This is a genomic window from Microtetraspora sp. NBRC 16547, from assembly GCF_030268965.1.
Lineage (GTDB): Bacteria > Actinomycetota > Actinomycetes > Streptosporangiales > Streptosporangiaceae > Microtetraspora.
In genome coordinates, this window is the sequence record NZ_BSSE01000027.1 from 84,733 (window position 1) to 97,776 (window position 13,044).

Consider the following 13,044-nt stretch of genomic DNA (forward strand, 5'->3'; position numbering starts at 1 on the left):
CTCAGGGCGCCCCCACACGAGGTGGTAGTCATGCGGCACTTCTTCGGCCTGCTCGTTGGCGCGCTTCTCGCCACGGCCCTTGTCTTCGGGGGCGGCTGGGCCGCCCAGGAGGTGGTCCGCGGCGCGGTCGACAACGTCGACCCCTCCAAGGACGCCCGGATGCTCATCGCCCTCGGCGTGCTGGCCGTCGTCGGCCTGATGCTCGGCCTGGTGCTGGTGGGCCGGACGTCCCCGCTGGCGGCCTTCGTCCCGTCGATCGTGCTGCTGGCGTGGACCGTGATCTACGCCCTCGACGTCGTCCGCGCGGCCGATCTGGCCCCGACCACGGCCTCCCTCCACCAGGAGGTCGTCCAGGCGGGCCGGGGCATGATCACTCTTCTCTCCACCGGCGTCTACGGCATGCTGGGCGTCGCCCTCTTCCTGCCGGTGCTCATGCCGTCGCGATGGGCGGGTCCTCTCCGGGACGAGGAGGAGGAGTTCGAGGAGCAGGGCTTCTGAGATAGAGGTGGGCGACGACGTCCTCGATGGACGCCTCGCCCGGCACCGTCGCGCGCAGCTCCTCCACCGTGCCGTCGAACGCCAGCCGCCCGTGGTCGATCAGCATCACCCTGCGGCACAGCCGTTCGATGTCGCCGAGATCGTGCGTGGTCAGCAGGACGGTCGTCCCGCGCTCGGTGTTGAGCTCGCGCAGGAACGCGCGGACCTCGGATTTGCTGACGATGTCGAGCCCGATCGTCGGCTCGTCGAGCACCAGCACCGACGGGTCGTGCAGCAGCGCGGCGGTGATGTCGCCGCGCATGCGCTGGCCGAGGCTGAGCTGGCGGACCGGTGTCCCGAGGAAGTCGCCAAGCCCGAGCCGGTCGGTCATCTCGTCGAGCCGCTCCCGGAAACGGACCCGATCTACTTTGTAAAGGAGTCGGACCAGCTGGAAGCTGTCCCGCAGTGGGAGGTCCCACCACAGGGTCGTCCGCTGCCCGAAGACCACGCCGATCTCGCGGGCGACCGCCGTACGCCGCCGGGACGGGTCCAGGCCGGCGACGGTCACCCGGCCCGAGGTCGGGGCGAGGATGCCGGTCAGCATCTTGATGGTGGTGGACTTGCCCGCGCCGTTCGGGCCGAGGCAGCCGACGAACTCCCCGGCCCCGACGTGGAAGGACAGGTCGCGTACGGCGTGCACGGCCCTGCCGCGGACCCGGAACGACCGGCCGATGCGGTCTGCGTCGATCATCTGGTCTAACTCCCTGTCGATCGGTAGCGGCGGACCCCGGAGCGCCAGGCGTACACGGCGACGAGCGCCAGCGCGGCCGCCGCCGCCGGAGAGAGGAAACGCAGCCAGTACGGCAGACCGAGGGGGTCGTCGCGGTCCAGCACGAAGAGGCCGGGTTGCCAGTTGACGAACGCCAGCGGCAGGACGTAGGTGACGCCCCGCACGAGGTCGGCGCCGTAGACGCTGAGCGGGTACTGGGTGAGCGTCGCGCCGCCGTACGTGAACGCGTTGGCGACCTCGGGGGCGTCGGTGAGCAGGAACTGGGCCGCGCCGCCGAGGGCCCAGATCGACGTGGAGATCACGATCCCGGAGACGACCATGACCGGGATCATCCAGGCCCGCGTCGCCGGCACGTCCAGCCGGGCGAGGGCGACAGCGAGGACGACGGCGGCCTGGAGCGCCCGGCCGGCGCGGTGCGGCGTGAACCGGTCGGCGGCGACCTGGACGAAGGTGCCGACCGGCCGGATCAGCATGCCGTCGAAGGTGCCCGCCTTGATGTGCTGGCTGATCCGGTCGGCGTTGCCGAACAGCAGGTCGGCTACGGAGAACGACAGGCCCGCCGAGCCGTACAGGAACATGACCTCAGGCAGGTCGAAGCCGCCGAGCGTCGTGGTGTTGTGGAAGATGATCCAGATGACCGCGACGTCCAGGCCGGCGGCCACGCAGCCGCCTATGGTCATCAGCGTGAACGAGGCGGGGTAGCGGGCCGCGGCCCGGGTCCACGTCCAGATGAGCAGGAGGTAGACGCGCATCAGCTCTCACCCGCCATCGACGACCACCTTCCGTCGCGCCGCCCGGGTGAGGAGCGCGCCGAGGGCCAGCAGGACGGCCGCCCACAGCGCCTGGAAGCCCAGCGCGCCGGGGATGCCGGCCTTGCCCAGGAAGACGTCGGCGGGCACCTGGACCATCGCCGACCAGGGGAGGGCGCGGGCGAGGGTCCCCAGCCGGCCGGGGAAGATCGTCAGCGGCAGCATCAGCCCGCTGAAGAACGTCGTCAGCACCAGTGACATGACCGCGATGCCCCGATCGTCCCGCAGCCAGCAGATCGCCAGCGCGACGATGTAGCGCCAGCCGAAGCTGATGACGACGCCGAGCGCGAAGCTCACCGCGAACGCCGGCCACACGGCCGCGTCGCTGGGGAAGGTGATCCCGAACAGCAGCGCGCCGACGACTGTCGGGGGGAGGCTGCGCGCGAGGAAGAGGTAGCCGGCCCGGCCCAGGTCCTCCGACAGGCTCCAGAAGATGAGGGGCGCCGGGCGCACCAAGTCGAGGGCGATGTCGCCGGTGCGGATGCGCTGGGTGATCTCCAGGCCGCCGCCGAAGACCTGCATCGGCCCGATGTACGCCTGGGTGAGGAAGCAGAAGGTCACCGCGTCGGTGACGTCGTATCCGCCGAGGCCGGGACGGGCCCGCCAGAGGGCGATCAGCACGTACGCCCGGAGGACGCCGAAGACCGTGTTGGTGAACGCCCCCGCCGCGGCAGCTCCCCAGTAGGTCGCGTGCTTGCGGAAGCCGTACCCTACAAGTTGGGCATATAGGGATAAGTAGTGCGATTCGGCGAGGAACCTCCGATGAATTGTCGGCACGGACGACGGAACATAGCGTCCCGCGCGGACTCGTGCAACGGATTTACCGATCGACCAGCCGGTAGACGAAGCGAAGGGCCGACGATCACGCCGTGCGGCTCCGGCCCTTCGTCCCCTTCGATGCCGAGATCCGAGGGGGTGTTGGTCGTGAGCACCCGGTGTCCGGGCTTGATCCCCAGTTTTCTGGGCAGAGGGGTTCCCGAATATTCGGACATATAGTGAAATCCTTCCGGTCGACGCGGCGTTCGTCGGCAAGAGCGGCAGTCCGCGGCAAGTCATCCCAGGAGACGGGAGCGGAGGTCAGCGTGAAATCCGAGATCGATGTCGACGTCCATCCCGGCTACCCCGTCAGCTGGCAAGCCGCCGCCTTCAACGGGATCATGCGTGGTACTGCGCGGCCCATCTCCGCCGTCCTCCTGCGGCACACGGCCGGAATGTCCCTGGCCAGCAGGTTGATCGGACTCGGGCAGTGGGTGCCCGGACGCCTGCCGCCGGAGGCTTCCACCGTCCAGGCCCGATTCAACGGCTGCTCGGGCGAATGGGTGCGGGGCGGCTCCGGCCTGGACGAGACCAAGGTGCTGCTCTATTTCCATGGCGGCGCATATTTCATATGCTCCTCGGCCACGCACCGGCCGATCACCTGGCGGTTGTCGGTCGCCGCAGGCCGTCCCGTCCTGGCACTCGACTACCGGCAGGGGCCGGCCCACTCCCTCTCCGAGTCCCTCAGCGACGCGCTGGAGGCGTACGAGTGCCTGCTCGACCGGGGGATCGCGGCGAAGGACATGCTGCTGGCCGGCGACTCGGCCGGCGGGCATCTCACCCTCGCCACGCTGCTCGCGCTGCGGGACCGGGGGATACCCCTGCCGTCCGCAGCCATCTGCCTGTCCCCGTGGGCCGACCTGAGCGACGGATGCCGCAAGGACAACCGCTGGATGGACCCGATGCTGCCGGCCGGCCGGGTGGACTGGCTCGCCCGGCAGTGGACGGCGGGCCTCGACTGCCGTGACCCCCTGGTCTCGCCGGTGTTCGGCGACTACACGGGCATCCCACCGCTCATGATCGTGACCGGCTCGACCGAGATCCTGCGGAACGAGGCCCGCAGGGTCGCGCTCAGCGCGCGGGAGAACGGCGTCCCGGTGACCTACGAGGAGTGGCGCCGCATGCCGCACGTGTTCCCGATCCTGGCCGACGTGGTCCCCGAGGCGCGGATCTTCTTCCGGCACGTGTCGCGCTTCCTCCACGCCGTCGAGGTCCGGACCGGTGGCTCCGACACCGCCGCCGCGTGAGCCCCCCGTGAACGCCCCCACGATCGATGCCGTGAGCTCCCCGTGAACGTCCCCCCGTTGAGCCCCCGTGAGCGTCGCCGCCCCCGGGTGCTCCGGTCAGCTGATGGCGGACAGGTCCACGATCATCTGCTTGCCGTCGAGCGGGTAGGCCAGCAGGCGTGAATCCGCGCGGTTGATCGTGGGGATGCTCATGCTGCCGTCGGAGTCCCGCCGGACACCCAGATCGGCGGACTTGCCGGTTTCCAGGTCGATGAGCGCGACGCCCTTGAAGGCCGGGAGGCCGGCTATCGCGAAGCGGTCAAGCCCGATCATGTTGAAACTGAACAGGCCGGGGAGGCGACGTTCGCCGGTGCCGTCGTGGTGGCGCGCCACCACGCCATGATCAGCGGTGTTGCCCGCGCACCAGGTCAGGCCACACAGCCAGGAACCTCCGGCGGGCAGCGGCGCGGTTTCGCGCTCCTCGCCCGTCTCGGCGTTGCGCAGCCGCGCGAAAACGGCCTCCTTCGGCTGGTCCCGGGCTCCCGAGCGGGCCTCGGACGTGGGGGGCGCGGCGGTTTCCGCGGACTTGTCCCGCGCGTACTGATCAGGTGTGCCCAGCCAGGGCCACTGGACCAGGTGGTAGCCCTCGGTGCCCTCGATCCGCCGCGGCTCGCCCCCCGTGAACGGGAGCTTCCACACGCCTGCGGCCCGTGTGGAGACGATCACGCTGTCGCCGGTCACCGCCAGCCCGTCGATGTGCTCCGAGTCCGGGTCCGGCAGGGCGATCGAGCCGAGGACCTCGGGCGTGCCGCCCTCGACGGGGACCGTCCAGATGTCGGCGGTCAGGGCGCCGCCGTCCTTCTTCGCCGTCCACCAGGCGATGCGCCCCGAGCCCACGGTGAAGTCCGAGGGGAAGAGCACCGCGCCCGCGGGCGTGACGATCCGCGCCACCTCCTTGGTCGAACCGGTGGCGAGGTCGTAGGTGAGCAGTCGGTCGGCCTTCTCGAAGCTCGCCTCCGTGGTGATCAGCAGCGTGTCGTCGTCGACGAGCAGCCGCGGCTGGAACGCCTTGCCGTCCGGAAGTTTCGCCGGGATCTCGCGGACGGCCCGCGGCCACACCTCCTGAACGGGCGGCGGCAGCTTGTCCGCCCGCCGGTTCTCGGGTGGCATGGCCCCGCCGCTGGCCACGGCGGCGATGGTGCCGTCGGCGGGGCGGACACCGTCGGCGGGATTCGCGGCCAGTCCGCGCAGCGCCACCGTCGAGCCGCCGGCTACCGCGACGACGGCGAGCGCGGCGACCACGCCGGTCGCCCCTCGCCTGCGGCGGTACCCGTGGTAGCGGAGGTCGACCCGGTTCATCAGATCGGTGGGCGCCTTCGGCGCGCGGCTCGCCGCGTCGGCCAGCGCCCGGGCGAGGGCGGATTCCATGTCGTTCATCGCGTGCTCTCCAGGGATGCCAGCTCCGTCGCGCGGAGTTTGTCGAGGGCTCGGGAGGCCTGGCTGCGCACCGTGCCGCGCGAGATGCCCATGATCTCGGCGATCTCGGCGTCGCTCAGGTCCTCGTAGTAGCGCAGGACGAGGACGGCGCGTTGCTTCTTCGGCAGCGTCTCCAGGACCTTCCAGACAGAGCCGTCGTCGTGGACGTCGGTGACGGGTTCTTCGGGGAGGTCCCAGCTCAGTTGCTCGCGCCTGCGCAGCCGCCAGATGTTCACATGCAGCCGGGTCATGGTGGTGCGCACGTATCTCTCGGGGTCGTGCTTCCGCCGCACCCGGGACCAGGCGCCCCTGAGCCGGACCAGGCCCTCCTGGACCAGGTCGGCGGCGTCGTGCGGATTGCCCGTGAGCAGGTAGCCGTAGCGCAGCAGCGCGTCGGCACGCTCGCCCACGAAGCGTTCGTAGTCGTCTTCCACACAGCTCAGACGCGGGCACCCGGGCAACTGTTGCATCCTTTGCCGCATGCGAACCGACGGAGCAGCGGGCCCGGGCGGAGCCTGGGCGGGGGCCCGAGCCCGGTCGGCGGACGCGAGAAGGCCCCGCCGGCGGCCGTCAGATCCCGGAGGTGACCTGCGGCGGCCCGGCGGGGCCTGCTCATCGACCTGGCTCGGGCCCGCCCGCCCCGAAGGGGGACGTCACCCGATCCCGCTGGTTAGTGAGCCTGTGCGAACTGCTCCTCCTCGGTCGAGCCCTTCAGGGCCGTCGTCGAGGAGTCCGGCGCGATGGCCGTGCTGACCAGGTCGAAGTATCCGGTGCCGACCTCGCGCTGGTGGCGGGTGGCGGTGTAGCCGCGGGACTCGGCCGCGAACTCCTTCTCCTGCAGCTCGACGTAGGCGGTCATGCCCTCCTCGGCGTAGCCGCGGGCGAGCTCGAACATCGAGTAGTTCAGGGAGTGGAATCCGGCGAGCGTGATGAACTGGAACTTGTACCCCATGTGGCCGAGCTCCCGCTGGAACTTGGCGATCGTGGAGTCGTCGAGGTGCTGCTTCCAGTTGAACGACGGCGAGCAGTTGTAGGCGAGCATCTGGTCGGGGTACTGCGCCTTGATCGCCTCCGCGAACGTGCGGGCCACGTCGAGGTCGGGCGTGGAGGTCTCCATCCAGAGCAGGTCGGAGTACGGCGCGTAGGCCAGGCCGCGCGCGACGCAGGCGTCGACGCCGTTGCGCACGCGGTAGAAGCCCTCCGCGGTGCGGTCGCCGGTGCAGAACACCTGGTCGCGGGGGTCGACGTCGCTGGTCAGCAGCGTCGCGGCCTGGGCGTCGGTCCGCGCGATGATCAGGGACGGGACTCCGGAGACGTCGGCCGCGAGCCGGGCGGCGTTGAGGGTCTTGATGTGCTGGCCGGTGGGGATCAGCACCTTGCCGCCCAGGTGGCCGCACTTCTTCTCCGAGGCGAGCTGGTCCTCCCAGTGCACGCCCGCGGCGCCGGCCGTGATCATGCCCTTCATCAGCTCGAAGGCGTTGAGCACGCCGCCGAACCCGGCCTCGGCGTCGGCCACGATCGGCGCGAGCCAGTGTGGAGCGTTCGCGTCATCCTCGGACCAGGTGATCTGGTCGGCGCGCAGCAGCGCGTTGTTGATGCGCCGCACGACCGCGGGCACCGAGTTGGCGGGGTAGAGGCTCTGGTCGGGGTACGTCTGCGCGCCCAGGTTGGCGTCGGCGGCGACCTGCCAGCCGGACAGGTAGATGGCCTTCAGGCCGGCCTTGACCTGCTGCACGGCCTGGTTCCCGGTGAGCGCGCCCAGCGAGTGCACGTACTCCTCGGTCTGCAGCAGGTGCCACAGCCGCTCCGCGCCGAGCCGAGCCAGCGTGTGCTCCTCCTGGACGGATCCGCGCAGCCGCACCACGTCCTCAGCCGTGTACGTGCGCTCGACGCCCTTCCAGCGGGGGTTGGTGTCCCAGTCGTCCTGGAGCCGCTGCGCAGCCGCCCTGAACCGGTCCGACATTGTCGTCACTCCCTTGTTGCTGCCGCCCACTAACAGGTCATCTGCCCTGTTTGATGCGTTCTGTCGTCACCTGGGTGCTTGATTCGAGTTTCCGGCGGCACCAGGAGTTCCAGCAAGCCGAGATCGACGCGAAAGATGGTAGATTTTTCGCTCTCAGGAATACTCGTGAGTATTCAGAAGAGAAGAAACGCCGACTTTTCTCTCTGGACTAGACCAATGGCAGTCGCTTCGCGGGCCGGCGGCCGACCGGCGCTCCCGCGCCCGGCCCGGCGGGGAGTCGTGGTCGCCCTGGCGGGCCGGCCGCTGCCGGGTGGGGCGCCGTGGCCGCCGCGCCGGGCAGTCAGGGTCACTGGGGCACGCCGCCGCAGATGAGCCCTGAGTGGAAGAAAGCGCGAAATTTCGCATATGATCGTGCTATGCCGTCCTTGCTTGGTGAAGAACCGCTGTCTTTGACGCAGGAGCTCGATCTTCTGGCCTTCGGTCAGCGGCTCAAACACCTGCGCAAGCAGCGCAGCCTCACCCTTTCCGAGCTGGGCGAACGCGTTGGGCGTGCCCCGAGCCAGCTCTCCTTGCTCGAGAACGGCAAGCGCGAGCCGAAGCTGTCGCTGCTGAAGGCTCTGGCCGCCGCGCTGAACGTCCCGGTCGAGGAACTGCTGCGCCGGCAGGCGCCCAACCGCAGGGCCCAGCTGGAGATCGCGCTGGAGGAGGCCCAGCGGGACCCGATCTACGCGAGCCTCGGGCTGAGCAGGCTGAAGGTCTCCGCCCGGGTCACCAACGACGTGCTGGAGCACATCCTCGCCCTCTATGAGGAGCTCAAGGCCCGCCAGGCCAAGGGGACGGCGACGCCGGAGGAGGCGCGGGCCGCCAACGCCGAGCTGCGCCGCAAGCAGCGCGAGCTGGGCAACTACTTCGAGGAGATCGAGAACGCCGCCGCCGAGGCGCTCGCCGCCGTGGGCTACCGCGCGGGCGCGCTGTCGGAGAGCACCGTCCAGGCGCTCGTCTCGCACTTCGGGTTCACCGTGCACACCGCGCAGGACCTGCCGCGTTCGGCCCGTTCCGTGACGGACCTGCGCAACCGCCGCATCTACCTCAAGCGCGAGCAGCTCGGCATGCACACCCCGCGCACGGTGCTCCTGCAGACCCTCGGCCACTTCGCGCTCCAGCACCACAAGCCGCGCGACTTCGCCGACTTCCTCCGCCTGCGGGTCGAGGCCAACTACTTCGCCGCCGCCATGCTCGTGCCGGAGGCGGCGGCCGTGCCGTACCTGCGGGAGGCCAAGCAGGACCGGGCGCTGTCGGTCGAGGACCTGCGCGACGTCTTCGCCGTCTCGTACGAGATGGCGGCGCACAGGTTCACCAACCTGGCCACGCGGCACCTGGACCTCGTGTGCCACTTCGTGCGCAACAATGCGGGCGGCATCATCTACAAGGCGTACGAGAACGACGGCATCGTCTTCCCCGCCGACGAGCAGGGCGCCATCGAGGGCCAGCGGATGTGCGTGCAGTGGTCCGGCCGCCAGGTGTTCCTGTCGCCCGACCGGTTCTCGGTGTTCTACCAGTACTCCGACTCGCCCACCGGGACGTACTTCTGCGTGGCCCACGTGGACCCGTCCCAGGGCAAGGACTACGCGATCACGCTGGGCGTGCCGTTCCGCGAGTCACGCTGGTTCCGCGGCAGGGAGACCACCAACCGGACCAGGTCGAACTGCCCGAACGGCGAGTGCTGCCGCCGGCCGCCCGCCGAGCTGGCCCAGCGCTGGGAGGGCTACGCCTGGCCGTCGGCGCGGGCGAACTCCCACGTCCTCGCGGCCCTTCCGCCGGGCTCCTTCCCCGGTGTCGACGAGGCCGACGTGTACGCGTTCCTGGAGCGGCACGCCGCGTCCTGAGCCGACCGCCCGGTACGGAACGCCATAAGGTGATACGTGTGGACTGTGGCGTAGAGAAGAGGATCGTGCGTGCTTCCTGAGGTGGAAGCCTGGCTGCACGGCCGTACGACATCCTCGGCCGACTGGCCCGTCAGGGCTCTGATGGACGCCAAGGGCGCCACGAGGATCAGCGTCGTGCTGCCGGCCAGGAACGAGGCCGAGACCGTGGGTGAGATCGTTTCGGCGATCCGGCGCGACCTCGTCGAGGAGGTCCCGCTGGTCGACGAGCTCATCGTCATCGACTCCCGCTCGACCGACGAGACCGCGGCGCAGGCCGTACAGGCGGGGGCCAAGGTCTTCGCGCAGGACGAGATCCTGTGCGACCTCCACCCGCTCGACGGCAAGGGCGAGGCGTTGTGGAAGTCCCTCGCCGTGAGCACGGGCGACCTCGTCGTCTTCGTCGACGCGGACCTGCGGGAGTTCCGTACCTCGTTCGTGACCGGACTGCTCGGCCCGCTGCTCGCCGACCCCTCGATCGTGTACGTCAAGGGCTGCTACGACCGGCCGCTGTCCGAGATCCAGGGCGGCGGCGGGCGGGTCACCGAGCTGGTGGCCCGGCCGCTGCTCAACCTGCACTGGCCGCAGCTCGCGGGGTTCGTTCAACCGCTGGCCGGCGAGTACGCCGGGCGGCGCAGCGCCCTGGAGCGGGTGCCCTTCGTCACGGGGTACGGCGTGGAACTCGGCTTGCTGATCGACCTGCTCGACCTGGCCGGGCTGGACGCCCTCGCGCAGGTCGACCTCGGACGGCGGGTGCACTCCCACCAGTCCACCGAGGCGCTCGGCGGGATGGCCGGTCAGATCATGTACACGGCCTGGTCGAGGCTGGAGCGCCAGGACCGCATCGTGTCGCTGCACTCACCTTTTCCCCAGCTCACCCAGTTCAGGCGCGGCCTGTCCGGGCACGATCCCGTGGTGCGGGACGTCGCCGTCGCGGAGCGCCCGCCGATGATGACCATCCCGCACTACGCCGCGCGCGGGCGGTAGCCGTAATCGGGGGAGAAGCGCGGTTCCGGGCCGGTAGCCAGGAAATGCTACTCGCGGGTAGGTTTGTGCGGCGGCCGGTGTTACGGTTGGTGATCCCACGGCTCGACCCCCCTACGGAGAAGTGCGATGAGCGACGGCGCGACGGGCTTCTGTCCCGAACTGAATGACGACATCCGCGAGGTGCGGGACTGGGTACGCGAGTTCGCCCGCGACGTCGTCCGCCCGGCCGGGGCGGAGTGGGACGAGCGCGAGGAGACGCCCTGGCCGGTCATCCAGGAGGCCGCCAAGATCGGGCTGTACTCCCTGGACTTCTTCGCGCAGCAGTGGTTCGAGGAGTCCGGGCTCGGGCTGCACGTCGCGTTCGAGGAGCTCTTCTGGGGTGACGCCGGCATCGGCCTGTCCATCGTCGGCACCGGCCTCGCCGCGGCCTCGCTCGCCACCGGCGGCACGCCGGAGCAGATAGGGGAGTGGCTCCCCCAGATGTTCGGCACGCCCGACGACGTCAAGGTCGGCGCGTTCTGCTCCTCGGAGCCGGACGCCGGCAGCGATGTGGGGGCGATCCGGACCCGCGCCGTGTACGACAACGGCGACTGGGTCCTCAATGGCGTGAAGACGTGGGCGACCAACGGCGGCATCGCCAACGTGCACATCGTCGTCGCCTCCGTGGACCCCGAACTGGGGACGCGCGGGCAGGCGTCCTTCATCATCCCGCCGGGCACTCCGGGACTCTCACAGGGGCAGAAGTTCCGCAAGCATGGCATCCGCGCGTCCCACACCGCCGAGGTCGTCCTGGACAACGTACGGGTGCCCGGCTCGTGCCTGCTCGGCGGCAAGGAGAAGCTCGACGCCCGGCTCGCCCGCGTACGCTCGGGGGAGCGCGGCGGCGAGCAGAACGCCATGCGGACCTTCGAGGCCACCCGGCCGCTGGTGGCCGCCATGGCCGTCGGCACGGCTCGCGCCGCGTACGAGTACGCCAGGGACTACGCCCGTGAACGCGAGCAGTTCGGCCGCAAGATCGGCGAGAACCAGGCGGTCGCGTTCCTGCTGGCCGACATGGCGACCCGGGTGGACATCGCGCGGCTGATGACGTGGCGCGCCGCGTGGATGGCCCGGCACGGACGCCCGATGGATCAGGCCGAGGGGTCGATGAGCAAGCTGGTCGCCAGCGAGACCGCCGTGTGGGTGACCGAGCAGGCCATCCAGATCCTCGGCGGCGCCGGCTACACCCGCGAGCACCCCGTGGAGCGCTTCCACCGCGACGCCAAGATCTACACCATCTTCGAGGGCACGTCGGAGATCCAGCGCCTGATCATCGGCCGCTCCGTCACCGGTCTGCCCGTCCGCTAGCCCAAGATTGATCAACCATTGTTGGACCACCTCATTTCTGCGTGTTCGTGCAGTACGTCGGGGGTTTACCGGGCGGCAGCCGATTATCCGGCCGCTGCCGCAGACGGCTGGGCATGGCTGAGGGGAACACAAGGGGAACACCGCGTCAGCGATCATGACCTGGCGTCGGTGGCGCCTGCTGCCCGGCCCTCCACGAAGTCCCACACCTGCTCGGCGGCCGCGTCGTGAACGGCCTGCCGCACGTGCGAGTACGTGTCGAAGGTGATGCTCGTCTTCGCGTGCCCGAGCTGGGTAGAGACGATCTTCACGTTGAGGCCGGATTCGAGAGCGAGCGTCGCCGCGGTGTGCCGCGCCTCGTGCAGCTTGATCACGGGGAGGCCGGCCGCGCGGGTGAGTCGCTTGAATCCCTCAGTCACCCGCTCAGATGACAGGGGGCTGCCGTCTGACTTGCACCAGACCAGGTCGTGATCCTGGTATGCGGGCCCGACAGCGAGCCGGGCCCGCCGCTGTTCTGCCTTCCTCGCCGCAAGCATCCGTGTGGTCTCCGGGTCCACCGACACGGTGCGCCGCCCGGCCGCGGACTTCGGCGTGTCGAACACGATTTGGTTGCCGAGCTGGAGCACGGTCTGCGCGATTTGCAGGTGCCCGGCCTTGAGGTCGATGTCGCTCCAGCGGAGTCCGCACGCCTCGCCGCGGCGTAGGCCGCGCAGGAGCGCGATGCGGTAGAGCAGGCCGAGCGGGTCGTCGGCCGTCGCGTTGAGGAAGTGCAGGACCTGCTCGGGGGACCACACCCGCGCCGGGGGCTTGGCGTACGGCGGTAGCTCCACGCCGAGGACCGGGTTGAACTCGATCATGCGCCGTTTGACTGCCCAGTTGTAGGCTGTCCGGAGCGTTCGCAGGATGTGGTGCTACGTGTGTAGCCCGACGACCTTGTGACGCTCCCGCACGTCCCCGGGCAGCTCCGGGGCACGGCCTTCCTTCTTCGCCGCGACGATCTCGGCGTTCCACTCCTCGATCAGGTTGAACAGCGCGTCGACGTGGGTCGCGCGGAGCCTGTCCTGGGCCATATTTTCTATGAAGATCTCGCACTTGGAGGACTGGTACGACCCTGCTGGCTAACTCGTCTCAGGCCGCGAGAGCGAGTTCTGCCAGTTCGAGGCGGGCAAGGTGGCCGGTGCGGGTCCGGTCGAGTGGGTGCCCGTTCCACCAGGCGTCCAGGCGGATGAGGTTG

At 69.9% G+C, this 13,044-nt stretch carries 13 protein-coding genes; 5 read left to right on the forward strand and 8 right to left on the reverse strand.

The annotated features are described in order from the left end of the window. The first annotated feature begins 30 nt into the window (after positions 1 to 30). Positions 31 to 498: a hypothetical protein gene (locus QSK17_RS28840; RefSeq protein ID WP_285708581.1), complete on the forward strand. Its 468-nt coding sequence runs from the start codon at positions 31 to 33 to the stop codon at positions 496 to 498. Here QSK17_RS28840 and QSK17_RS28845 read toward each other — a convergent pair. The 3 genes from QSK17_RS28845 to QSK17_RS28855 are packed head-to-tail and all read right to left on the reverse strand — an operon-like array spanning position 431 to position 2,853. Continuing rightward, positions 431 to 1,228 (reverse strand): ABC transporter ATP-binding protein, encoded by a 798-nt coding sequence (locus tag QSK17_RS28845; RefSeq protein ID WP_285708582.1) that lies wholly within the window; start codon positions 1,226 to 1,228, stop codon positions 431 to 433. The genes QSK17_RS28840 and QSK17_RS28845 overlap by 68 nt on opposite strands. A 5-nt stretch (positions 1,229 to 1,233) precedes the next feature. Beyond that, positions 1,234 to 2,019: an ABC transporter permease gene (locus tag QSK17_RS28850; RefSeq protein ID WP_285708583.1), complete on the reverse strand. Its 786-nt coding sequence runs from the start codon at positions 2,017 to 2,019 to the stop codon at positions 1,234 to 1,236. Positions 2,020 to 2,025: 6 nt separating this feature from the next. After that, the gene (locus QSK17_RS28855; RefSeq protein WP_285708584.1) at positions 2,026 to 2,853 is read right to left on the reverse strand and encodes an ABC transporter permease; all 828 of its coding nucleotides are present in this window, start codon (positions 2,851 to 2,853) and stop codon (positions 2,026 to 2,028) included. Positions 2,854 to 3,158: 305 nt separating this feature from the next. On the opposite strand from QSK17_RS28855, the gene QSK17_RS28860 reads away from it, so the two are divergent. Next, positions 3,159 to 4,139 carry an alpha/beta hydrolase gene (locus tag QSK17_RS28860; protein WP_285708585.1) on the forward strand — a complete coding sequence of 327 codons (981 nt, stop codon included), beginning with the start codon at positions 3,159 to 3,161 and terminating at the stop codon, positions 4,137 to 4,139. A 96-nt stretch (positions 4,140 to 4,235) separates the two neighbouring features. Here QSK17_RS28860 and QSK17_RS28865 read toward each other — a convergent pair whose 3' ends face one another. The 3 genes from QSK17_RS28865 to aceA form a co-directional block, all read right to left on the reverse strand. Beyond that, complete coding sequence (locus tag QSK17_RS28865) at positions 4,236 to 5,555, reverse strand: hypothetical protein (protein ID WP_285708586.1); 1,320 nt, start codon at positions 5,553 to 5,555, stop codon at positions 4,236 to 4,238. Further along, on the reverse strand, positions 5,552 to 6,028 hold the full coding sequence (locus tag QSK17_RS28870) for a SigE family RNA polymerase sigma factor (RefSeq protein ID WP_285708587.1): 477 nt from the start codon (positions 6,026 to 6,028) through the stop codon (positions 5,552 to 5,554). The genes QSK17_RS28865 and QSK17_RS28870 overlap by 4 nt, the downstream gene beginning before the upstream one ends. 236 nt (positions 6,029 to 6,264) lie before the next feature. Beyond that, a complete protein-coding gene (gene aceA, locus QSK17_RS28875) occupies positions 6,265 to 7,557 on the reverse strand; it encodes an isocitrate lyase (RefSeq protein WP_285708588.1) in 1,293 nt (430 codons plus the stop codon). A gap of 416 nt (positions 7,558 to 7,973) precedes the next feature. Here aceA and QSK17_RS28880 point away from each other — a divergent pair, with 416 nt between their 5' ends. From QSK17_RS28880 to QSK17_RS28890, 3 genes are all read left to right on the forward strand, one after another. Continuing rightward, complete coding sequence (locus QSK17_RS28880; RefSeq protein ID WP_502889321.1) at positions 7,974 to 9,443, forward strand: helix-turn-helix domain-containing protein; 1,470 nt, start codon at positions 7,974 to 7,976, stop codon at positions 9,441 to 9,443. Between the two features lie 69 nt (positions 9,444 to 9,512). Next, on the forward strand, positions 9,513 to 10,466 hold the full coding sequence (locus QSK17_RS28885) for a glucosyl-3-phosphoglycerate synthase (RefSeq protein ID WP_285708589.1): 954 nt from the start codon (positions 9,513 to 9,515) through the stop codon (positions 10,464 to 10,466). Positions 10,467 to 10,592: 126 nt separating this feature from the next. Further along, the gene (locus QSK17_RS28890; RefSeq protein ID WP_285708590.1) at positions 10,593 to 11,813 is read left to right on the forward strand and encodes an acyl-CoA dehydrogenase family protein; all 1,221 of its coding nucleotides are present in this window, start codon (positions 10,593 to 10,595) and stop codon (positions 11,811 to 11,813) included. Between the two features lie 152 nt (positions 11,814 to 11,965). Here QSK17_RS28890 and QSK17_RS28895 read toward each other — a convergent pair whose 3' ends face one another. Both QSK17_RS28895 and QSK17_RS28900 read right to left on the reverse strand, forming a co-directional pair. After that, positions 11,966 to 12,667, reverse strand: coding sequence for a site-specific integrase (locus tag QSK17_RS28895; RefSeq protein WP_285708592.1), 702 nt, complete (start codon positions 12,665 to 12,667; stop codon positions 11,966 to 11,968). Positions 12,668 to 12,721: 54 nt separating this feature from the next. Next, a complete protein-coding gene (locus QSK17_RS28900) occupies positions 12,722 to 12,880 on the reverse strand; it encodes a hypothetical protein (RefSeq protein ID WP_285708593.1) in 159 nt (52 codons plus the stop codon). Positions 12,881 to 13,044 lie beyond the last annotated feature (164 nt).

Excerpts from the sequence above, each read along its gene's own strand:
- QSK17_RS28840 (WP_285708581.1), top strand. The coding sequence starts at position 31 with ATGCGGCACTTCTTCGGCCTGCTCGTTGGCGCGCTTCTCGCCACGGCC.
- QSK17_RS28845 (WP_285708582.1), bottom strand. The coding sequence starts at position 1,228 with ATGATCGACGCAGACCGCATCGGCCGGTCGTTCCGGGTCCGCGGCAGG.
- QSK17_RS28850 (WP_285708583.1), bottom strand. The coding sequence starts at position 2,019 with ATGCGCGTCTACCTCCTGCTCATCTGGACGTGGACCCGGGCCGCGGCC.
- QSK17_RS28865 (WP_285708586.1), bottom strand. The coding sequence starts at position 5,555 with ATGAACGACATGGAATCCGCCCTCGCCCGGGCGCTGGCCGACGCGGCG.
- aceA (WP_285708588.1), bottom strand. The coding sequence starts at position 7,557 with ATGTCGGACCGGTTCAGGGCGGCTGCGCAGCGGCTCCAGGACGACTGG.
- QSK17_RS28880 (WP_502889321.1), top strand. The coding sequence starts at position 7,974 with ATGCCGTCCTTGCTTGGTGAAGAACCGCTGTCTTTGACGCAGGAGCTC.
- QSK17_RS28890 (WP_285708590.1), top strand. The coding sequence starts at position 10,593 with ATGAGCGACGGCGCGACGGGCTTCTGTCCCGAACTGAATGACGACATC.
- QSK17_RS28895 (WP_285708592.1), bottom strand. The coding sequence starts at position 12,667 with ATGATCGAGTTCAACCCGGTCCTCGGCGTGGAGCTACCGCCGTACGCC.
- QSK17_RS28900 (WP_285708593.1), bottom strand. The coding sequence starts at position 12,880 with ATGGCCCAGGACAGGCTCCGCGCGACCCACGTCGACGCGCTGTTCAAC.